We start from the raw sequence: 20,390 nt of genomic DNA on the forward strand, positions 1-20,390 counted from the left end.
AATCATCGCGTCTCATGGGTGAGATTGTGCGGCATTCATTTGTAACTCCGCACAACCCACTGATTTTAGGTAATTTAAGTTCTAATCCTAAAACCCAAGTGCCGCATTCTGTTCGGCCGCACTACTGCGGCGGCCGCTACTAAACCGACGATTGTGACCGACCTCACGCAGCCATCCCTCATGCCTGGCAGCCTCTGGCAGCTCATCCACGAAGCAGTTCTGGTCGGCAGGACGCCCATTGCGAAAGGCACACCAGGATATCGAAACCTGTCGCCGGCCGCGGGTCAGGGCCACATACGCCAGGCGTCGCTCTTCATCGGGATCTGAGTTGTTGCGCGACGGGAAGACGGTGTCTTCCCAACCGATCAGAAACACATGCCCGAACTCCAGCCCCTTGGCGCCATGGATGGTCATCAGTTTGACGCGGCCGAAGGTATCCTCCCCATGACTGGCGGATCCGAGAGACGCGTGGTCGAACAGGTCCTGGGCATCGGCGAACTCCTGAGCGAGCTCCAGCAGTTCGTGCAGGTTTTCAAGAGCAGCACGTCCGTCCTCACCGGCGGCACGATGCATATCGGCGTAGCCGCTGTCCTCAAGCAGGGTCCTGATACGGGCGCTCAAGGAGTTTTCCGAGGCTTCCGCGCGGCTCTCCATCGTCCGGATGAACGAGAGGAACGCCTGCAGGCGTACCGGGGTCTTCCCGGAGGCCGACCCGGCCCAGATCTCGGCCGCCCGGAACAGCGAGACGGCTTCGTCGTCCGCCAGCTGCTCAAGCCGGGCGAGCGACTTCGCACCGATGCCACGAGCGGGCTGGTTCACGACCCGACGAAAGGCCTCGTCGGACTGGCGCTCATCCGGGCAGCAGGAAAGACGCAACAACGCGAGCGCGTCCTTGACCACGGCTCGTTGCCAAAACGCGGTGTCGTTGACCAGCTCATAGGGAATTTTCGACCGGAGCAGTTCTTCTTCGACGAGGCGTGACAGGAAGTTGAATCGATAGAGGATCGCTATATCCGAGTAGGGGACACCCTCGAGCGCGCGTCGCCCGATCTCGGCCGCGATCCCCTTTGCCTCCTCGGCGCTTCCCGACCACGACACGATCTCGATTGGCTTCCCGTCGCCGGCGGCCGTGTGGAGTTCTTTCTTCAGCCGGTTGGGGTCCTTGGCGATCACCGCATTGGCGGCCGAGAGGATGTGGCCGGTCGAGCGGAAATTCTCCTCCAGGGCGATCATCCGACCGGTTGGAAATTCCTTGAGGAAGTTGCGAATGATGCGGACATTTGCCCCACGCCAGCCGTAAATGCTCTGCGCGTCGTCGCCGACGCAGAACAGCTCGCCATGGTCACGCGACAGCGCCTTCAGCCAAAGGAACTGGAGCCGGTTGACGTCCTGGAACTCGTCGGCGAGCACCGCATCAAAGCGCGCGGCCCAATCCCGGCGGTATGTCTCGTCCCGAAGCATGGTGATGGTCGGCCACAGCAGCAGATCAGCGAAATCGGCCATATTCGCTTCCCGGAGAAGCGCCTGGTAGGCGGGGTAGACAGCGGCGGCATCGCGCCAGGCCATGATGTCGTCCGGATCGGCGAGCTTTCGGCTGGCGATAAGCCCTTCGGTCGCGGCGGCCGCCACGTCGGGCAGGATCAGTTCCTCCTTCAGCATGGCGATGCGTGCCGTGATCGATTTCACCCGGCGGCGGAAGACCTCACTATCCTCGACCTCGAAAACGCCGGCTGCACAGGCCTTCTCCAACAGACGACGCACGATCTTCTGGCTGTCCTCGGCATCGCACACATCGAAGCCTTGCCGCAGACCGGCGATGTCAGGGTCGGTCCGAAGCTGCCGGCGGCCATGGGCATGAAAGGTCCCAACCCACTGCGGCGCAACACCAGACCCGAGAGCTTCGACAATCCGCGACTTCATCTCCGCGGCAGCCTTGTTGGTAAATGTGACGGCGAGGATGCGGTTCGGCCGCATCCCGCGCCGCATGATGCGGTCGACGAATCCGGCGACGAGCGTACGCGTCTTGCCTGTTCCGGCGCCGGCCAGCACCACGATCGGACCCGAGGCGCGGGCCGCGTCACTCTGCGCGCCTGTCAGACCCGCCGACATCTCAGCCCCGCCGTGGCGGCATGACAACATCATGGCCATGGAGGATCTCCATATTGTCCGCCTGGGTAGGATCGAGCATGACCGTCTCGCCCGACCGGAGAATCACCTGGACCTCCTGCGTGAAGTCCCACTGCCCGTCCCGATCGAGATGCCCACCAATCACGAGTCCACGCGTTACCTCGCAATCCCTGTGGAACTCGGCGAAACAGTCAGGATAGCTCGGCAGCCGATGCAGAACGGCGCATGCGTGCCAGGACCGGACGAGTTCGGCGTTCGACGCCCAGGCGGCGCTTGCCTCCACCATTTCCCGCAGCAATGCGGATGCGTCCGGCCTCTCGCCGAACCCGACGGCTGCCGGGGAGGTCCCGATGACCGACACGGTCGCTTCACCGCCCGGAATGGTGACGAAACGCCCGGCGGGTTCGATGTCCACGCTGAACAGGACAAACTCCTCCCGGAGATCCCAACCGTGCCGGACGACGATCCCATCGACCACCAGGCCCGTGATCTGCCGGCCATTCACATTGCACCCGACCAGCACCCAGGGGATGGTCCGCCCCAGTTCCGGCTGCAGTTCCAGAAAGGCCACGGATCCGGGATGCGCCTCAAATGCAGCCTGCAGGGCCTCATTCTGCTCAAGGCCCGGAAACAGTGCGTCCATTTCCCGGCGAGTTTGTTCAGAGTCCATGTCCATTCCTCCATCTCTCATAAGGGTCGTGGGTCCGTGGCCTGCGCCATCGGGAACGAGGCGAGCAATCTCCTTTACGGAGCCACACCAACCATTCACGGTGTAAAAGGCGCCTGCGGAATCGTCATCAATGTCGAACAGGAGGAATCGTCCATCGAGGTCCCAGTCCCCGTCGACGACGTCTCCGCCCACCACCAGACCACGTGCGGTTATCTCGATGTTCTCGCACTCGACGGCTACCCAGAGCGCCTGCGCCTCGCCACCAGGCCAACGTCTCATGATCGAGGCAGCGCGCGGGTGTGCAAGGAAACGCTCCCGCAAGACTGCGAACTCCTGTGCGGTCATCATCATGCGGCCGCGGCCGCGCGCTCGGCCACCACACGGCGCAGAACGTCGTTGAAGTCGTTCATGCCCCATGCCGGCAGTTCGCGCGTCCAGGGCACGCCGGAGTCATCCGCCAGGGATGCGAGCCTGGCAGCGTAGCGATCGCCGGCTTTGTCGTTGTCGGTGGCAATGACCAGCCTGGCGCCCGGCTCGCGCGCCATCGCACGCAGATGCGCCCTGAGAGCTTCCTCGGTTTCCGGGCCCATGCCGCCGGCCGTGGACGTGTAGAGCGTGTCCACCGTGCGACCACCATCGAGGGCCGCGAAGGACAGTGCATCGAGCGCGGCCTCGGTGACGACCAGGCGCCGCACGACCGGAGCACCTCCCGGCATATATCGGAAGAGCGTCTTGACGGTGCCCTTCAGGCAGAGATGACGCTCCGGGCCGCGCAGCTCGGCGCCACAAATCTGGCCCTGGGCATCACGGTGACAGAACCACGCGGCATGCAGCCCGTCCCGGACCACGCCGGCGGCCACGGCCCGGCGAACCACCCATTCCGGCAGCGCACGCTCAACGGTCAGATAGGTCCACGCCTGACTACCTGGCGCCAACACCGCGCACCGTTCCCAGCGCGGCGCCGGTGGCGCATCGCATCCACCCTTTGCCTTGCGTTCCCGAACGAAGACCGCGCCTTCGGGCTCGACACCAATCATCTTTCCCAGTTCGGCACAGGCATCCCGCCAGCTGAGCGCCGGTTCCAGGCGGCGGATCAGGTCAAACACGTCGCCCTTTTCGTTGGACCCGGTGTCCCACCAGCCGCGCCCATGGTGATTGACGATGATCGGATAGCCCGTGGCCGCACGATACTTGAGGCAATTGCGGGTGCTCTCGCTGCGATCGAGGGCGTAGCCATGCCGCTCGAGCAGAGCTGCGCAGGGAACACCACTGGCGATGTTCGCCCGGTCATCATCGGAAAGTTCGAAGCGAGCCATTTCGGATCCCTTTCGCAGTCCAGGTGGCGCTCTTCTCGGAGGTGAGCCTCAACACCCGTTTGATTTCAAAGTCAGTATAGGCATTCACCGCATTAATTACAATACAAAACCGCAATTCACTTCATAAAAACCAAATACACACAACGGAATTACCCGCGTCGTATCGCGTTTACCGCTTGCACAAAGAAAAAGAAGACGACAGCCTTTCGTTCGACCCGAGCCGGAGGCGACAGGGCGAAAGCGATGCGCAGCGACGCCTTTCGTCCCGACACTTTCAGGACCGCCGCAAACGCAGCGCAGGGCAAGATGCCTTCTCAGGGGACCCGTCTGCACGGAGCGCAGCGGAGGAAGATGGGGTGGAAGGCGTCTTGCCCGGAGTGAGGCTTGTGGCACCCACTGCTTCCCGCGCAGCACACGGCAGCATTCCAGGGATCGTCGTCCCTCTCGCCGCCATCCCCGTCTGTGTTTCCATTGCGTCCTCTCCGCAGTCCACGCCTTCCTCGCATCATGGAGGAAGCGTTTGTGACTGCGCGCAGGCGCGATTTCTCTGGTACCCGGAATCGCGACATGATAGGTCCTGGGCCAAACAGTCCGGAGACCAGAGGAGCATGACCCGTAAACGCCGGCCGGCTGCCTCCCAGATAAATCTGTTTCCCGTCAGCGCCCATTTTCGCCGGATCCGGCCCGAGAAGAACGAATGGCGCTTCTATTCACTGTCGATTCAGCCGGAGCTGTTCGGCGGCGCCGTCCTGGTTCGCCAGTGGGGACGGATCGGCACACGAGGCACGCAACGCCTCGATCTACACCCTGATGAAGGCGCCGCCGTGAACGCGCTGGCCGACCAGGTCGTCATTCGTCGGCGCCGCGGCTACACCGCAGCCTGATCAGGCGAACGGGTCGTCGACCGGATGCGCCTTTTCTCCGGGCGGCAGATGGCTCGGCAGGGAGGGTTCCTGCTCCAGACGGGCGACCAGCGCGTCGACGATCGCCTTCAGCGCCTTCGCGTCCTTCAGCCCGGCCTGATCCTTGCCGATGGAAAGGCGTCCATAGAACGCAACACGCTCCTCGCCATTCTCGATCGTCAGGCCGTCGACCGACAGGCTCCCACCATCATCGACAAAAGGTGTGAAGCTCACTGGCCGCCCTCCAATGTCCGCGCCAATCCGTACAGCGCCGTTGTTCCCGCCCTCTCCGCGTCGCGAAGCATGCCGGATCTCCCGGCACCTTCCCAGCCCGTCCGCCTCGCTCGCGCGCGAGGAGCATAGGGGCTGGCCTCGGGCTGTGGAAGATCCGGGGCCTGCGCCTTCATGGCGTCTGAAAGTCCCGGGAAAGGATCGATCCCGACCTCCTGTATCAACGTTGCTACGCTGACGGTCGTGCAGGTCGGAGCATCGTTGTTCTTGCACACATAAACCCCGGCCTTCTCGGCCACGGGATCATAGACGGCCTTCCAGGTCGAACTCGGAACCAGCACATCGTCGCTGCCGATCGCCTGCTTCTGTCCACGGAATGCCGGTCCGGTCACGACGTACAGAACGCCGTCCCGCTCCGCCAACTCACGCACCCCCATTTCGACGCCGGTCCATATCCCTTCATTCAGTGCGGGAGTCTGGGGGACGACGTTCGCGAGGGAGAAGGTCTGCTCCTGCGCCCGCGCGTCAGGCGCATCCCCCGAGGGGGTGAGGTGGCCCTTGTCGTAACCAGAGCCTCGGTAGTCCGCCAACGTCGCCTGATCGCCTGCGGGAACACGAGCGTCGACGTGGAAATATCGTGTTACCCGGCCGGTCCGCTCGGCGCCCTCGATGTCCTCCTCGGCCAACCGCTCTGCAGACCACAGCGGCTCATGTGCGAGCCCCGAGACAAGCGATGCGTAATTCCGGTTGCAGACCAGGGTGGTCCGTGCGGCGAGCCTGGAATTGACGAGCCGGGGAAGCTGGTTGTCGAAGCCGAAGCCGTCGCAGGGAGCAGCACGGGCACATGTCACCGCGCACATGAGCGCCGCGCCGGCGCCGGCGAACAGGATTGCTCGCAACATATTGTTATCCTTTACTTTGTCGCGCGTGATGGTGTTGTATGTCCTTCATGCACGATCCGACCGAAGCCGGCCCCTCCAACGGCGCCCTGCTCCGCTTTCCGGTTGAGCGTCGGACGACGCCCACTCCAGAGCTGATTCGTAACCTCTTGCCCGAATACGGCACGGTGTACAACCTGCTCGCCCGCCATAACCTGGGCGATCCGCCCGAACCTGCGCTTGTGGAGGCACAAGGCCGTCGCACCGGCATGAAAATGCTGGGCGACATCACGCTGCCTGCGGATCCGCAAGCCGCGCGTGAGGACGTCACCCGCTGGTTTCAACCGCTCGTCGAACGCATGCTCCGTCGCTTCAGCGAGCTGCGCGACCTGACATGGGAAGCCGAACGCCAGACCAGAGACGAGATCTGGAATGAGGCGTATCAGGCCCGGGTGGCAAGGACCACCATGATCGCCTGGCGCACGGGGACCCGGCTGCTTGCCGCGTGGTCGGTGCTGGACGAGGCCCTGATCGCGCATGCCGACGCATCAATGGGCCGCATCGAGCAGCAGGCGACGCGCTGAGCGATGGAACGCAGTGGCCTCGCGCCGCCACGCGGCGCGGGACGCGGCGCTGACGGCTGCATCGGCCGCCTCATCCACCAGCAGGGCCGCTTCAGCGAATGAGCGACGCGCGGCGCCGATGCGAATGCCGCCCGCCGTCGCACGATGGAGAACGGGCGCTGAGAGTACGGGATCGAGCCCCGTAGAAACCTGGCACATGGCAATTCTTCCTTTTCCGGATGCGACCGCGTCAGCGGTCCTGCCGCCGTGTCCGGCGGCACGGCGGCACGGGCTTCAGTCGACGCACGGCGCGAACGGAATTTCGTCATCGAGCCCGGTGCCGGCGCTGCCGCCACCGAACGCGCTATCGCGGGCCGGTGCGCTACGCGAGGGCCGGTCGTCGAGCCCGTAGCGGCTTTCGTCACTGTGGCTCCCGGCACTGTCCAGCAGCACAAGGTCGCCCCGAAAGCGATCGACCACGATTTCGGTCGTGTAGCGCTCCTGGCCGGACTGATCCGTCCATTTCCGGGTCTGAAGCGATCCTTCCAGATAGATCTTGCGTCCCTTGCGCAGGAAACGCTCCGCAACGTCGGCAATCCGCTCGCTGAAGATCACGACACGATGCCACTCGGTCTTCTCGCGGCGCTCGCCGGATGCCTTGTCGGTCCAGCTTTCGCTGGTCGCCAGAGTCAGGCTGACGATCTTCGCGCCATTCTGCGCGTTCCGGACCTCGGGATCCTTGCCCAGGTTGCCGACCAGGACCACCTTGTTCACGCTTCCGGCCATCTCTGATTTCCTTCTCGTTTCTCGCCCCGGAAGTGGCGGTAGCCGCGTCTCCCTCGGGTGCGGTCGACAGGGACCGGGCGGAAAGCGAGTGTTGATCCCTGAAGGCGTCAGTGGTGCGGAAGCGGCGTGCCGCTTCACGGTGACGCCGGAACCGCAGGCGGCCGCAGGCCGGGGATTAACGGGAGTGCCGCCCGGTCCAGACCGCAGCAACCCGAGGGCGAAGCGGCTACAGCCACTGCCTTCCCCACCCCTACCTTCTCTTTCGTGACTCTCTTTGCTCAATCACGATCTTTTCTTCTGTCCCGGTACATTTTTGTCTGTACATCGCGAATCGACGCCAATAGAATCACGACAGTTTCGACTCACACTGAGGTCATCATCATGGCGATACTTTCGGTCGACGGGGCCTACATTACGCTCGAAGCGCCGTTCCACCCCGAGCTCTCCACCCAGGCTCGCCGATATCGCGGACGATTCGTCGGCAAGGGCAGATGGCGGTTTGAAGCCAAATGGGAATCCGACTTGCGCGCCATGTGCCTTATGCTCTTCGGCGTGGACGGCCGGCCGGAGACGGTAGCAGATCAGGTCGACCTCACAGTCGCGGTTGAAGAAAACGGCGGCTCCCCGCTGTTTCGACGCTTCCACGACGATATCTATCTCGGCGGGCGGCAGGTCGCGGGCGTATTGAAGGGCCGCTTGATCCCCCGACCAGGGAAGGGCATTCGGTTCGTGCGGGGTGAGCCTCTCCTCGAGCACAAGGGTCTCCAGTGGTGGCTGTGGATTCCAACCGGCTCCGAGTTCATCATCCGCAGGGTACCGCGGATGGCAGTCCCCTTCATGGAGTCCAAACTGGACGGCCACGGCCGCCTGCTGACCGCACAAGCGGCATAATCCGACACCCGGCCGCATTGTTCTCGGGCCGGGTGCATTGCGCCTAGATGAGCGACAATTGCGAAGCCGGTCCGGGCCTCGCTGCGGCAGCATGCAGGTCTCCGTGCTGCGCTTGGCCATGTTTCACCAGTAGGCGGGCCAGTTGCTCCCGCTCGGCGCATGCCGTCTCCTGCCTCTCCTGGGCGCGGTACGCCGCAATCAGCCCGGACTCGAGAACGCGAGCCCGGATCTCCCGCTCAACATCCGACCAGACTGCCGTCGGCTGCCCCCAGCACGGATAACCCGCGATCTGCTCGAGGAACGCGACCCGCCCTGCCGTGCTGGCGAAATGGGTGTGCCAGAAGCCGTGCCGATCGTAATGCGCGATGAAGCCGAACATGTTCGACACGCGCTCATAGAGCGGCTTCGTCCAACCCGACCTCGGCATGCCCCGCGCAATGAAGGCCAGGATCGCGTCGCCCATCCGCACCTTCTCGTCGGCACTGTGCCAGCGCGTCGCGGTAAAGCCCCCGGCGGCCAGCGCCGGACGCCGAAGGGCCGGAAACTGAACGCCGACCGTCATGCCGCGATCCTCCCGGCGCACGGGGCCCCGACCGCACGGCGATAGCCGCCATGGAAGCGGTGCACGTCGGGCAGGTCGGGATAGGGCGCGGCAATCGCGTCGTCCCCTCCCTCGTGCAGAAGCCAACGCAAGGCGACGGTCACACGCTTGCCATGCGCCAGAGAGCGGATAAGCACGGTGTCGGAGCGGCGGGACAGGTAGCGGTCCTCCCAGCGCCCGGTGCGCCGGTTGTAGGCACAGGCCATGCACTGGCCATTCAGAAACGCCTCCACGATCCAGGATGCGTAACGCTCCCTGGGCGCCGGCAGGCGGAAGATGGTGCCGACCGCAACGCAGCCGACGCGCAGCGGGTTATCGCCCCCCTGAAAGGGGGAGGCGTAATATTGGCGGATCATGGCGTTTCTCCAGCGCTTCGGCGCGGTTCAGAACAGGGAAAGTTGCAGCAGCGGGCGCTCGGCGGGCACTGGCTGGGTGGGCACACCTGGCGTCGCCACGGGGGCGACCGGGACTGAAGCCTCAGGCGCAGCAGCAGCACTTGCGGCCAGCTTGCGCGACCACCCGCCGAGAATATGTGCCGGCGTGAACCAGTATTCGCGGGTCTCCAGCGTCAGCGAATTGCCAACGATCACGGTCGCCGGGATATGCAGCAGCGAGAACTGGACGAACGCCATGTGCGCTGCGCGGGGATCCACGTCGATCGCGGTGACGTGCATGTGTTGCTGGTAATTGATCCCGGTGTCCCGCAACGCCTCGGCAAGGGCGATAACCATGGCGCCGGCACCGCAGGCCGGCTCCTGCACCGTGACAAATCCGGATTGCTCGATGATTCCCCGGGCGTCCCCACCATTGCCGATCAGCACACCCGCCATGAGGCGGCACACCTCGAATGGCGTGAAGAACTGCCCCCGATCAGCATTGTGCAGTTCCAGCATCCCGAAGACGGCGCCGAGAATGTCGGTCGGGCTTTCCTCCAGCGCGAGGGCAACCTCTGCGAGGATCTGGGGCCAGGTATCGATCGTCTGCCGGTCATAGCGGCCGACGATCTTCAGATACCGGGCTTCCCGCTCCTCGCGCTGCGTCAGGTCGACGGCGTTCGCCATGGAAATCGCCATTGCCTCCATACAGTCGGAGAACGTCGTGTAGAGGTCGTGCCGATACCGGGCCGCTTCCAGCAGCTTCGCGATCGTCCTGATCCGTGCGGACATCGGTTCAAACCTGCCGCTCGTGCCGCCGCGCCTCGCGCAGCGCGATCCGCCAGGCCGCAAACCATTCCACCAGGTCGCCGCCGTCGATCGGCTCATCGGCGTCGAAGGACTCGGCCTGATAGGCAAGAGCCTCGTCGACCAGCGCATCCACTGTCTCGGTGCAGGAATTGGGAGACGCCGTGATGGCGCCCCCCGATCCGTCGTGGGCTTCGGCGTGTCCGCTCATCGGGCCGCTACCTGAACCGGGTGCCGGTGATCCAGATCCGACGGAATCCCGGCGAGAAAGGCCGGCGCGGCGATGATCAGCCATGCGGTCAATGCGATCACAACGCTGCTACCGATCAGCGCAATGGCTTCGAACGTATCGGTCAGACGTGTCGGGGTTTTGCGATGGTCTGCCATGAGGGCGCTCCTGCGGCTCGGATGGAAAGGCATCGGGAGCCGAAGACAGGGCAGACGGCGCTGACCCCTCTTTCTTCTTCTCCTCGATGCTTTCCGCGCCTCATGGGGTGGCGGCCGGTGCAAGGGCGGCGCTTGCGCCGGGAGCCTGCGACGAACCCTTGCACCGGCCGCCACCCCATGAGAGCGACCTGCCCTCTTCCTTAATTTCTTTCCTCTCTTCTTCTCTCCTCGTCTGGCGGCTCCGACGGCACGAGCGACACGCTTGGTGTGAAATCGACGCCCAGGAGACTATAACGAGCAGTGCGGAATTGGAGTGATCGATGAAGTTAATCATTTTTTCTGGGCTGATTTTGGGTCTGTCCTCAGCCCACGCACAAACCCGCTCGGATGCGTTTCCGAGTTGCAATCTTGGGGAGCAACACTCTTTGGTGGGGGAGTTGGGCGGGACGATCAAAGATCCGGGGCAAGCCCATATTTCCATGCGGGCCAATATCCTGCAGGCGGATATCAGCACTGCGCGCAAGGCGCGCCGGCTGAGTCAGCCCACTGCGGACCGGCTATGGAAAGATGTGCAACGGGTCCGTGCGAACACGGATGCTTTTGCGCAGAAACAGGGTTTTCTCAGCGCCGCCGAGCGGGCCTCTTACGAGCGCAAACTGGACGCCGTTGCGGCGCAAATCTGCCGCTGACCCCACCCATGTAGCGACCCGTTGCAGCATGCAGCACCGAGAAGGCAGCTTAATGCTCACTCCTACTGGAACCCTCATCCTCCAGTCGGGTGAGCATGTCAGGTTCTCTCCTCGTCTTCGATACTGCTGGCATCGAAATAGGCGGGGCGTCTTGCGAGTTCGTCTGCCTCCAGCTGATCAGCGAACAGCGGCACCGCGCGATCGAGACGGCGCCGCAGATTGCGCCGCCGTGCGGCGGCCTTCCTTTCGCCGCTCCAGCGCCTGGGGGCATCCAGCAGGGGGGACCAGCCATGGCACCACCCGAGGCCAGGCCGCACCGCCGGCGCATGCGTAGCCCGGACCGCCTCGCTATCGCCTGCCGCCAGGAGCGTGCAGGCCCAGCGCGTCCGTCCGTCGTCGAGTGTCGGGATATCGGGCGGGGGTACCGTGCAGGGATTACCCCAGAACACGGTGATCACGGCGCGCATCTTCCTATGCCGCCAGTTGATCGGGACCGGTCTGCTCGACCGTGGCGTCCTCGAAGGCCAGAATATAATCTGCCGCTTGCGTGGCGAGCCGCGCGGCCTTGAAAATCGCGCGTTTGTCGTCGCGGAGCATATCGATCCACGCGCCAATGTAATCAGCGTGGCGCACCGACGGCTGGATGCTCAGTTCCGCAAGAACAAAAGCTGCTGTCAGCTCGGCCACGATCTCCTCGCCCATATAGGCATGGGTGCCGAAACTTCCCGTCTGGTCTCTGTTCAGGCGTTTTACATGGCCGCTCCAATGCCCGGTCTCGTGCATGACGGTTCGATACCAATTTACCTGGTCGAAATACGCAAATCGCGGAGGAACCTGTATGTAATCCAGGGCAGGCATATAGAAAGCCTTGTCACCTCCAATACGCAGATCCGCTCCCGTCGCGCAGATCAGACGCTCCGCTCGCGGCACAATGTCACCATCGGCCTGAGGTGACGGCGCCGCCGTCATCTCGATGGGCAAACCGTCGCACTGATCGATGTTGAACACCGTGAACCGTTTAAGGAAGGGCACCGCCCGCGGCTCGGCTTCCAGCTTTTGCCCTTCAGGCACGAAGGTGTTCGCGAAGAATACCGTCGTGCCTTTCTCTCCCTTGCGAACATTCCCGCCGGCGGCCAATGCCTGGCGAAACGTCAGCCAGCGCTGAGTTGCGAACCCGCACTGCTGGAGACTGCCCCAGAGCAACAGAACGTTAATCCCGGAATAACGACGTCCTGTGGTGGCGTTGCGTGGCACCGAGGGCGCCGCCACAGTATTCGACCACGGCTGGACCCACGGCAGGCGCCCATTCTCGAGTTCAGCGACGATCCGGTCCGTGACCTCCTGGTAAATGTCGGCGCGTTCACCCGAAGAGCGTACGGCAGAGGCTTTGGCCCTGGTTGCCATGTTACGGATTCCTTCTTCTTCTGGCTGCCTCGGGCGCGGCCGTCTGCCTGCGACGCCGAAGCGATTTGTGTCCAAAATGGCTCGATTGCGGATGGCGCGCGTGTGGCGGACCCATCCACCTCAAAGGCGTTCGAGCATGGTGGCGAAATCGAGCTGAAGCGCGGCCCGTCCGACCTGAAGCACCTTCAGCATCCGGTGGTACGCAGCGCATCGCCGCACCGCGCCGAGGCGCCTGGCCCCTGTCGGCGTATCCAGCACGTCCCATGCGTGGGTCCAGTCCATGACACCGGCGCCATTTCTTCGGCCGATCAACGCAAACTGGGCTCGCCCGCTGACCGGCATTTTCACCAGGATGCCTCCATGCGCATGAGGCGGGTCGCCGAGGCGATGGATGCGGGCAGACAGGCCTGCTTCCTGCAAGGCGGCAAGCATGTTCCTGATCGAGCGCGGATCTTGCAGAGCCCAGGTCGGAACCGGCACCGGCCGATTGCGAACGGCCGGATCCGGATCGAAATCCTCTTCGCGGGGCCGGCGGAAGCAGGACGGTGAGGCGAGGTCGCTTCCCCACAGATCCGCCATCGAGGGGGGACTGTTGTGAGCCCGATACCACGCTGCCTCCGCGAGCACCCACGCGCGCTTGGCCAGGCCAAGCGCGATGCGGCCGGCCAGGTGCGCGAACTGAGCCTCCAGCTCAAGCCGGCGATGAAAATCGCCGTCACGCGGGATATCGGCAATCGCGCGCGCAATCCCCTCCAGTTGAGCGCGGTAGTCCTCCCGCGTCTTCGGCTCCCAGGTGAAGACCAGCTTGCCAAAGCGCTGCGCCCGCTGCTCCGCGCGCACCTCTTCCCGGCTCTGCAGAATCTCGACGCGCGTGACGTCGGCCCGGCGAAGCGGCCCTTCCACCCGGTGACCCATCGGGGCAGCGGGATCGCGGATAATGAGCATGCGGTGTCCGCCGAAGATCTGAAGCTCACCCTCGACCGGATGTCCGCTCGCAAACGTCACGCGGAGACGGCAACCGTGCTCGCACCCAGAAAATGGGCCTGGCGCGCGCGCCTTCGGCCCGTGGGCTTCTGCGCACCGCGGATCGGTCGTCATGGCGGGAAATCCTGTGTTGATAGGAAAAAAGGCGCCCATTGACGGGCGCCTGAAGAGTGCGACGAGAAGTGAGGTCTCTGCCGGCTACGCGCTTCTGACGACCGCGCGCGTGGCCGTCGCGTAGCAGACCCGACCGTCCAGACTGTATCGTCTCCGGCGGATCTTGATGCAGACCGTCTGGCTCGAACTGCCGGCAAAACAGAACCGCTCCCCGACCGCCAGATCCTCAAAGATCATCGCTTCGGAACCGAACCGTCGTGCTGCCGCCCGCGCGGCGTTCAGGTCGGGATCGCTCGTATTCCGCGTCATTTCTGCCTCTCTCAAGTCTGTTTTCGACCTGATCGGCAGCCTCATGGGGCGGGGGACGGTGCAAGGGCGGCGCTTGCGCCGGGAGCCTGCGACGAACCCTTGCAGCGTTCCCCGCCCCATGAGAGCGGTCTCCCCTCCCCTTCTCTCTCTTTTCCTCTCTCCTCGTTCTCTTCTCCCGTTCCGACGTCGCCGGCGCCTTGCCATTGCCCGCGACATCGGAGGATTTGTGTCCAAAATGGCTCGCGGAGTCTGGGCGATCAGATCGCGCGGGAGCCCGTTTTGCGAGCCGCTATCCGAAGGACGGCACGATCAGCTCGATCCGTCTCGTTCCGTCGCGCGCAATCGTCCTGTCTGGACGCTGGCCCAATGGTTCAGGTCGATCCTCTCCACGATTGCGCCCGTCGCCAGGTCGACGATGCAGGCGCCGCCGCCATAGCCGTCCAACCGGGGCCTGCTGCAATCGAACGACCATATGAGCGTCCACAGACCTGGCTCGGTCAGACCGCGTTCTGCGCAATCCTGGACGAAGGCAACGACGTTATCGGGCGAGCCTGCACGGCTGTGGAGCCAAACGACCGGCCTTCCGGCTGCATCAAGATGGTCATACGCCGCCTCGAAACCCTCAGGGTTCGGATCGCCATGGGCCTCTCCGGCTTTGCGCCGCCCCTCCAGGGCCAGCAAAGCCTCATGCGCAGCGCTCTCGCTTGTCATTGGGAGGCGCGCTGAGAATCTGGTGAAATATTCGGCCATTCTCTTAATCCTCATCGAACCATGGCAACGCTTCGTCCCGCGGGCCATCCGCGTCGAGCAGCACGTAATCGCAGTCCAGTTCGCGGGCGCGCGCGAGCACGGCGTTCAGTGCCCCACTCCCTGTCCAGCAGATGGAGGCTCCATCCTCTGGGACGTGCACAAACCATCCATAGGGCCCGGCAAAAGCACTGAACGAGAGCGCCTCAATTGCTGAGGACACCATGAGCACGCGATCAGACACAGGCAGATGGCCAGTGCTCAGGTCGAGGAATTTGCGCACCCCACGCGGGATGGATTCTGCTTTCGGCATGGCTCTCTCCGCCTATCCGGTATTTTCGTTGCGGCAGCGGGGCGGAACATTACGGCTCCGCTGCATTGCGTTTCTTCAGGCCGCGGCTGAGGTCGGCGACAGCCGGCCGGCCAACAGTTCGGCGGCCACATCGAACGGATGGACGCGAGCGGCGTAGCGGTCGCCCAGCGGCACCTCATGCACGATGGAAAACAGGCTCTGCCAACTGTGGGTGCGGCGCTGCACGCGCGCGTTGACCGCCCGCAGATAACCATAGAGGCCGATGGATCCATCGGCGGGCGAGGTAAAATCGTCCGGCTCTTCACCAGGCCAGAATGGGTCCTGCCCATCCATCTGGAATGGTGCGAGGCGGCTTCCCCACATGCGGACGCCGGGCCCGTCGACGTGCCGGACAGGGCACTCGATCTCGGTGTGGATCCAGTCCGCATTGTGGAACTGGCCGGCGCGATCGGCAGCATCGAAGCCACGCGGCTTCCGCTCACCGCTGGCCACCCGGACAGAGATCATAAAGGACACACGCGGCGCCGCCGTCGCAACAGACCCGCCGAAGGCGAGCGCCTGTTCGGCAATCTCCGGCAATGCACGGGCTTCGATGCGAACAGAGGGCGCCACCTGCCGGCCAAACTCGATCTGGGTGCCGCTCAACGACGGCGTTTTATAGCGGCGGGCTGGGTGAGCGGAGAGGATGATTGTCGGCATGCTGTATCTCCAGATACGAAAAAGGCCGCCTCACGGGCGGCCTTGATGCAGTGTTTTGCGATCGCCCCCGATCAGGAGCGGGAGGTAAAAATGTACTCCGAGTGGCCGAAGACCATCATCCAGGGCGTGGCGTTGCCATCGTGCCCGCTCCGGAAAAGGTCGGTGATAGCCTCGACAGCATTGGAATCCGGGCCTTCCGACCAACTGACGGTGAGCGCGCCGTAATGCCTTTTGCGCACCGAGAATTTCACGGCGGGAAATGCCGCCTTCAGCAGGACACGGATGTTCTTCGCGGCGATTGTTCCGTCGCCCGTATCGCCCTGCGTCAGCATGGCGTGGGCCGTGTCTGCACGCAGCCTGGCGATCTCCTGCTCAAACGCTTCCTGCGCAGCCTCTGCCTGGGCTCTTTGCTGTGCGATCACCTCGTCTGCATGGCGACACAGGGCAGCAAGCTGTTCCTGGTCGGCAAACCCCTCCTCCCGGTCATGAATCGTCCACTGAACGCCATGCAGGATCGCCTCGGGAAGCAGGCGGGAGTAGCTCCCGGACTCGAACACGATGTCGAACGTGGCAGCGCCGCCGGCGGTGGTCGCCGTGCCTGACAGCCGCCTTACAGTGTCGGGCCTCTGCGCGCCATGGATCCTCGTCACGTAGCCGCGACCACGGTTGTAGAGGATACTCGACACCATGGTGCCGACCTCGATCGGGTTGTTTTGCACGGACATCCGGCTCTCCTTTTTCTTGCTGGATGCTTTCCCGCGTGGCGGGACATGGCGGCCGGGGCCAGAGCGGCGCTTCAGCGCCGTTCACGGAGCCACGCGCAGGGCGCGCAGCGCGCGAGCATGGCGACGCTCTGGCGGCGGCCGCCATGTTCTGGCACGCCCCTCCTCTCCGCCCTTCTCTCTTTTCGCTTCGCTGTTTTCCTCGCGCCCGACCGCCTGCGGCGCGCGGATCGGTACAAGCCAGGGGCGGCATGTCCACCGGACACACCGCCCTTGAAAATCGCAGCCGGGCTTGCCATCATCAGAGGTGGCCGAGGGGCATCCCGGAAAAGATAACCCCTCGGCCGGTGTTTCGGACCGAGTTACTCGGAGAGGCTCTTCAGGACGGTAGCAGCCGCCTGGAGAGCCTTCTTCGTTTTGCGAAGAACCTTCGCAACCCAAGTCCGATCCACCACGATCACGAGGATCATGGTGTTTTCCTCTTCTGATGGGCTTCGGCACCACGGCCCCGAGGTGCCTGACCCGGCTACGATCATGGGGCCGCGACGGGCGATGTCGTTGCCACGCATCGCCCGTTTCGCCGCTACCGGCTCATTCAGGCGGCCCAGAGTTTCTCTAGCGGCAGGCTCGTTCTCCGTCCATCCGCCGGCGCCGCAGCCGGAAGACCATTCGGCTCGGCATTCGCCGGCGAGCCGGTGACCACCCGGCATGCGTTGGCGACCGGCACAGCAAACAACGGCAGCGGCTTGTCGTGACGGCCGTCCCAGCTCAATCCGTCGCATGGATCGAGCAGGCCCATCCCAATGGCATCGGTATCGCGCTGGTGGCAGACCCGCTCGTTCCCTCCACGAGAGCGCCGGCAGGGGGCGCCTGCCGGCGCGGCACAGCCACGACAGGCCACCCGATAGGCGGGGTCACCTTCCTCGAAGGCGGCATAGCACCGCCTGCAGGTGACTGGCCCTGAAGTGCAGGCCCAGCGGATCGGAGCCGGCCGGCGCGGCCCGACCGCGGACGAGCGGAAAGAGACATTCGACATCGGTCTTCTCCTTCTTGAATACCGATCGGCCGGCCAGGGCGGGGAGGACCTGTCGAAAGCGGCGCCGTGGCGCCGGGAGCGCATCCCACGCGCAGGCGGCGTAGCCGGCGAGCATGGGGAGCACCCACCTTTCGGTAGGGCCTGCCCGCTCTGGCAGCCCCACGCTCTTCGCCTGTCCTTCTCCTCTTCTTGCCTATTCCAGGGGACATCCCTCGTCCTCGAGGGCCTCCTGTGCGGCTTCCGCCGGCGGGATCTGCTCCTCGTAGGCATCACGCCAGCAGCGGTCGGGCAAATCGAATACGCCAAGCCCGGTCCGCCTCCAGATCGCGCGGTCGACCGCGCACATCCAACCGTGGAAGCCAAGATGGCCAGCCGTGTAGCTGGCCATCGTCGGGTCCCGATCATTGCGCGGGATCGGATTCTTGCCCGCAAACTGGAACGGCTCGGTCTCGCTGCCCCAACTGGCGATCCCCGACATCACGCCGCCCTCACGAACATGACGTGGCTGTCGAAATGCGCGCGCGCCTCGGGGGTCGAGGCAAACTCATCCCGCAGCCGCCCTGCAACAGCGTCGAACGCCTCCCCTGCCCCGTCAATTTCCGCAGCCGCGCTCACGCACGCTGCATTGGGGTCCTCCGACGCCGTCTCATCCTCTGCGGACACCAGGTCCTCACCGTCGTCGGCGTCAGACGGCTCCTCGTCCTGGTCCCCGTCATCGTCCTCGGCGTGCACCGCGAGGCGCGCCGCATGGTGCGCGTCCTTCGCAAGTTTCGCCTTCCACGTGGCTGTCGACTGCGCAAAGCCTGCCGCCTCCGGCACCCAGCGTCCCTCCCCGACATGGGCGATCAGCGCCGCGCGCATCAGCTTCCCCGTGGACTGGGCAGCCAGGCCCTCTGCCTCGACCGCAGTCGTGATGCCAGCCTTGCTGAAGGTCTTCAGGAACTCATCGAACGCCATGTTCGGCATCTGCACGTCCGCATCGAACAGCACGCCGAGCAGCTGCGCCGCGATCCCGCTACCGCTGTGGAGGCTCACATCGCAGTTGGCCACGCTCCTGAGCACCGCCATCGTATGCGTGCGCAGCAGCTCGGGATCCCTCACCAGCACACCTTCCGGGAACAGTGCGGCAGTGGCGGCATTGCGCGCGGACGGCTTCCCAAATCCGCCCGTCGGATCTCCCTGGACTGCAATATTGTCTCCGCAGAAGGCGAGCAGAAGAGCCCCGACCAGGTCCCACGGCTCCGCGGTCGCGCATGCAGCATCCAGGGCGCTGTGCAGCGCGTGCGTCCGGATCTGGCCGATCATCTTCTCACCGGTTCCCGAGATGTCGCTGCGGACCTTCGGAGCCGGTGCCGACGCCCCCATGGCCGCCCCTGCGCCTGGCTGGGGTGTCCACCGCTCGAGGAAGACGCAACCGACCTTCAGCGTCCGGGAATCCAGGTAGAACGCGCGCGGACCTTCCTTGGCATGCCACAGCCGGCGCATGCCGTCTTCCATCATCGGTTGCCCATATTCATTCGTCGCAAGCAACACATCGTCTTCGCCGAGCTGGCCCTCGATCCATGCGCGCTGCGCGCTCGCGTAGCGCTCACGGTCCACCGTGTAGCGGTTATCCTGGCCACCTTCCGCAAACAGATCTTCTTCCCAGGCGATCCCGTGTTTGCGCGCCAGCACGTCATCGAATGAGGCGTCGCGGGCAAAAAACTGGGTGTGCTCAAGAGCGTGAGCGAAATCCGTCCAGTCGAAATCCTTCGCCTCGTCCTCGGTCATGCGATATTCGGCCGGGTCGGCGTCGTCGGCGATCGTTTCGGACCAGATCTCAGCCCAGGCGGCTCTCTGCTCGTCCGCCGGCGTCCGCGCGATGACCCGCAGGGCACGCTCGTCCGGACCGTAATCGATCTCGATCGCGTCGAGGATCGGCGGATGCAGCCCGGCCAGCAGCGACAGTCGCTTCAGATAGGCCGGCGTGACCATCAGCGCCTTGCACAACTGCCGCTCGGTATAGTTCTTCTCGCGGCGCATCCGGTCGACGTAACGCCACTGGTCGGGCAGCGACATGTCCTCGCGAATCATGTTCTCCGAACCCGCCGCCAGGTCGTCGAGCTTCTCGTCGCCAGACCGCACGATCACCGGGATCACCTTGAGCTTCGCCATGATCGAGCAACGCACCCGTCGATGCCCGTAGAGGATCATCAGCGTCCCGTCGGCCTGCTCGCGCACAACCGGCGGCTGCAGCACGCCGACGATCTGGATATTCAAGGCGAAGCGGCGGTCCCTCTCTTCGTTGGGCGGAGAGGTGCGCGGGTTGTTCGGGTTCGGGATCAGCGTGCGCGGGTCGACTTCGCGAAATTCAGTGGTCATGGTTCGGCCTTTCGGAGAGCGCAGGCATCCGGACAAGCGACGGCTTCCCGCCATCACTTTCCTGCCTGATACTCTCCGGCGGGCACGGGCACGGCGCGCGGGCAAGGCCGCGGCTACGCCGCGCTCGCCTTGGCCTTGAGCGCGCGCCGGGGTCGTGGCAGCCACCTCTCTGTCGTGCTCAGGGTCTTCTATTTTCTCTTCAGCTCGACGCGCCGACTATATTTGGAGGCAGTGATTACATGGCGCCGATGTGCAGCTCAGCGAGCGGGGCATTAGCCTCTTAGTCTTTCCCAACGGCTGGCTGAGATATCTGCAAATTGGTTGCGCCAATGCCCTTCTAGGAATATTACTCGGCAAGGGGTCCATGCCTAGAGGGTGTTATGTACTTTTGCGGCGCTTGGGTCTAATGGAACTGGATGAGCCCTGTTCTGCCTCGCAAGCCGTATCCGTCTGATGTCAGCGACGAGGAGTGGTCGCTG

General features: G+C 64.3%; 27 protein-coding genes. 4 read left to right on the forward strand and 23 right to left on the reverse strand.

Going from position 1 to position 20,390, the window contains the following annotated elements:
• Positions 1-87: 87 nt before the first annotated feature.
• From HLH36_RS16780 to HLH36_RS16790, 3 genes are read right to left on the reverse strand one after another with little or no spacing between them, the layout of a single operon-like run.
• A complete protein-coding gene (locus tag HLH36_RS16780) occupies positions 88-2,148 on the reverse strand; it encodes an ATP-dependent helicase (RefSeq protein ID WP_246376994.1) in 2,061 nt (686 codons plus the stop codon).
• Positions 2,111-3,148, reverse strand: a complete 1,038-nt coding sequence (locus tag HLH36_RS16785; RefSeq protein WP_182987455.1) for a hypothetical protein — start codon at positions 3,146-3,148, stop codon at positions 2,111-2,113. Before HLH36_RS16785 ends, HLH36_RS16780 begins: the two co-directional genes overlap by 38 nt.
• Positions 3,145-4,113, reverse strand: coding sequence for a DUF3991 and toprim domain-containing protein (locus HLH36_RS16790; protein ID WP_182987456.1), 969 nt, complete (start codon positions 4,111-4,113; stop codon positions 3,145-3,147). Before HLH36_RS16790 ends, HLH36_RS16785 begins: the two co-directional genes overlap by 4 nt.
• A gap of 608 nt (positions 4,114-4,721) precedes the next feature.
• Here HLH36_RS16790 and HLH36_RS16795 point away from each other — a divergent pair.
• Positions 4,722-4,997, forward strand: a complete 276-nt coding sequence (locus HLH36_RS16795; RefSeq protein ID WP_182987457.1) for a WGR domain-containing protein — start codon at positions 4,722-4,724, stop codon at positions 4,995-4,997.
• On the opposite strand, the gene HLH36_RS16800 is transcribed toward HLH36_RS16795, so the two are convergent.
• Together HLH36_RS16800 and HLH36_RS16805 are read right to left on the reverse strand one after the other, a co-directional pair.
• Positions 4,998-5,249 (reverse strand): hypothetical protein, encoded by a 252-nt coding sequence (locus HLH36_RS16800; protein ID WP_182987458.1) that lies wholly within the window; start codon positions 5,247-5,249, stop codon positions 4,998-5,000.
• Positions 5,246-6,148, reverse strand: coding sequence for a DNA/RNA non-specific endonuclease (locus HLH36_RS16805; protein ID WP_182987459.1), 903 nt, complete (start codon positions 6,146-6,148; stop codon positions 5,246-5,248). The genes HLH36_RS16800 and HLH36_RS16805 overlap by 4 nt, the downstream gene beginning before the upstream one ends.
• 38 nt (positions 6,149-6,186) lie before the next feature.
• On the opposite strand from HLH36_RS16805, the gene HLH36_RS16810 reads away from it, so the two are divergent.
• Positions 6,187-6,708, forward strand: a complete 522-nt coding sequence (locus HLH36_RS16810) for a hypothetical protein (protein WP_182987460.1) — start codon at positions 6,187-6,189, stop codon at positions 6,706-6,708.
• Here HLH36_RS16810 and HLH36_RS16815 read toward each other — a convergent pair.
• Positions 6,673-6,906, reverse strand: a complete 234-nt coding sequence (locus HLH36_RS16815) for a hypothetical protein (RefSeq protein WP_182987461.1) — start codon at positions 6,904-6,906, stop codon at positions 6,673-6,675. The two genes, HLH36_RS16810 and HLH36_RS16815, sit on opposite strands and share 36 nt — an antisense overlap.
• A gap of 75 nt (positions 6,907-6,981) precedes the next feature.
• A complete protein-coding gene (gene ssb / locus HLH36_RS16820; RefSeq protein ID WP_182987462.1) occupies positions 6,982-7,473 on the reverse strand; it encodes a single-stranded DNA-binding protein in 492 nt (163 codons plus the stop codon).
• Positions 7,474-7,854: 381 nt separating this feature from the next.
• On the opposite strand from ssb, the gene HLH36_RS16825 reads away from it, so the two are divergent.
• Positions 7,855-8,364, forward strand: a complete 510-nt coding sequence (locus HLH36_RS16825) for a hypothetical protein (protein WP_182987463.1) — start codon at positions 7,855-7,857, stop codon at positions 8,362-8,364.
• 43 nt (positions 8,365-8,407) lie between these two features.
• Here the strand turns inward: HLH36_RS16825 and HLH36_RS16830 are convergent, their stop codons facing one another.
• The 5 genes from HLH36_RS16830 to HLH36_RS16850 are packed head-to-tail and all read right to left on the reverse strand — an operon-like array spanning position 8,408 to position 10,533.
• On the reverse strand, positions 8,408-8,926 hold the full coding sequence (locus tag HLH36_RS16830; RefSeq protein ID WP_182987464.1) for a hypothetical protein: 519 nt from the start codon (positions 8,924-8,926) through the stop codon (positions 8,408-8,410).
• Positions 8,923-9,321 (reverse strand): hypothetical protein, encoded by a 399-nt coding sequence (locus HLH36_RS16835; RefSeq protein WP_182987465.1) that lies wholly within the window; start codon positions 9,319-9,321, stop codon positions 8,923-8,925. The genes HLH36_RS16830 and HLH36_RS16835 overlap by 4 nt, the downstream gene beginning before the upstream one ends.
• A gap of 27 nt (positions 9,322-9,348) precedes the next feature.
• On the reverse strand, positions 9,349-10,131 hold the full coding sequence (locus HLH36_RS16840; RefSeq protein ID WP_220792895.1) for an N-6 DNA methylase: 783 nt from the start codon (positions 10,129-10,131) through the stop codon (positions 9,349-9,351).
• Positions 10,132-10,135: 4 nt separating this feature from the next.
• Entirely contained in the window at positions 10,136-10,357 is a 222-nt protein-coding gene (locus HLH36_RS16845; RefSeq protein WP_182973655.1) for a hypothetical protein, read from the reverse strand.
• Positions 10,354-10,533, reverse strand: a complete 180-nt coding sequence (locus HLH36_RS16850; RefSeq protein ID WP_182973654.1) for a hypothetical protein — start codon at positions 10,531-10,533, stop codon at positions 10,354-10,356. The genes HLH36_RS16845 and HLH36_RS16850 overlap by 4 nt, the downstream gene beginning before the upstream one ends.
• A gap of 320 nt (positions 10,534-10,853) precedes the next feature.
• Between HLH36_RS16850 and HLH36_RS16855 the strand changes: the two genes are divergently transcribed.
• Entirely contained in the window at positions 10,854-11,222 is a 369-nt protein-coding gene (locus tag HLH36_RS16855) for a hypothetical protein (protein WP_182973653.1), read from the forward strand.
• A 98-nt stretch (positions 11,223-11,320) separates the two neighbouring features.
• Here HLH36_RS16855 and HLH36_RS19930 read toward each other — a convergent pair whose 3' ends face one another.
• The 11 genes from HLH36_RS19930 to HLH36_RS16910 form a co-directional block, all read right to left on the reverse strand.
• Positions 11,321-11,689 (reverse strand): hypothetical protein, encoded by a 369-nt coding sequence (locus tag HLH36_RS19930; protein ID WP_246376995.1) that lies wholly within the window; start codon positions 11,687-11,689, stop codon positions 11,321-11,323.
• Between the two features lie 4 nt (positions 11,690-11,693).
• Entirely contained in the window at positions 11,694-12,626 is a 933-nt protein-coding gene (locus HLH36_RS16865) for an ArdC family protein (RefSeq protein WP_182987466.1), read from the reverse strand.
• Positions 12,627-12,746: 120 nt separating this feature from the next.
• Entirely contained in the window at positions 12,747-13,724 is a 978-nt protein-coding gene (locus HLH36_RS16870; RefSeq protein ID WP_182987467.1) for a hypothetical protein, read from the reverse strand.
• 84 nt (positions 13,725-13,808) lie between these two features.
• Entirely contained in the window at positions 13,809-14,033 is a 225-nt protein-coding gene (locus HLH36_RS16875; protein ID WP_182973650.1) for a hypothetical protein, read from the reverse strand.
• 309 nt (positions 14,034-14,342) lie between these two features.
• Positions 14,343-14,783, reverse strand: coding sequence for a hypothetical protein (locus HLH36_RS16880; protein WP_182987468.1), 441 nt, complete (start codon positions 14,781-14,783; stop codon positions 14,343-14,345).
• Between the two features lie 4 nt (positions 14,784-14,787).
• Positions 14,788-15,093 (reverse strand): DUF5983 family protein, encoded by a 306-nt coding sequence (locus HLH36_RS16885; RefSeq protein WP_182987469.1) that lies wholly within the window; start codon positions 15,091-15,093, stop codon positions 14,788-14,790.
• Between the two features lie 75 nt (positions 15,094-15,168).
• Positions 15,169-15,792, reverse strand: a complete 624-nt coding sequence (locus HLH36_RS16890; RefSeq protein WP_182987470.1) for a hypothetical protein — start codon at positions 15,790-15,792, stop codon at positions 15,169-15,171.
• A gap of 71 nt (positions 15,793-15,863) precedes the next feature.
• Positions 15,864-16,517 (reverse strand): LPD29 domain-containing protein, encoded by a 654-nt coding sequence (locus tag HLH36_RS16895; RefSeq protein WP_182987471.1) that lies wholly within the window; start codon positions 16,515-16,517, stop codon positions 15,864-15,866.
• A gap of 592 nt (positions 16,518-17,109) precedes the next feature.
• The gene (locus HLH36_RS16900; RefSeq protein WP_182987472.1) at positions 17,110-17,550 is read right to left on the reverse strand and encodes a hypothetical protein; all 441 of its coding nucleotides are present in this window, start codon (positions 17,548-17,550) and stop codon (positions 17,110-17,112) included.
• A gap of 193 nt (positions 17,551-17,743) precedes the next feature.
• Positions 17,744-18,028: a hypothetical protein gene (locus HLH36_RS16905; protein ID WP_182987473.1), complete on the reverse strand. Its 285-nt coding sequence runs from the start codon at positions 18,026-18,028 to the stop codon at positions 17,744-17,746.
• The gene (locus HLH36_RS16910; RefSeq protein WP_182987474.1) at positions 18,028-19,911 is read right to left on the reverse strand and encodes a ParB/RepB/Spo0J family partition protein; all 1,884 of its coding nucleotides are present in this window, start codon (positions 19,909-19,911) and stop codon (positions 18,028-18,030) included. Before HLH36_RS16910 ends, HLH36_RS16905 begins: the two co-directional genes overlap by 1 nt.
• Positions 19,912-20,390 lie beyond the last annotated feature (479 nt).

The organism is Gluconacetobacter aggeris (assembly GCF_014174395.1).
Classification (GTDB): Bacteria; Pseudomonadota; Alphaproteobacteria; order Acetobacterales; family Acetobacteraceae; genus Gluconacetobacter; species Gluconacetobacter aggeris.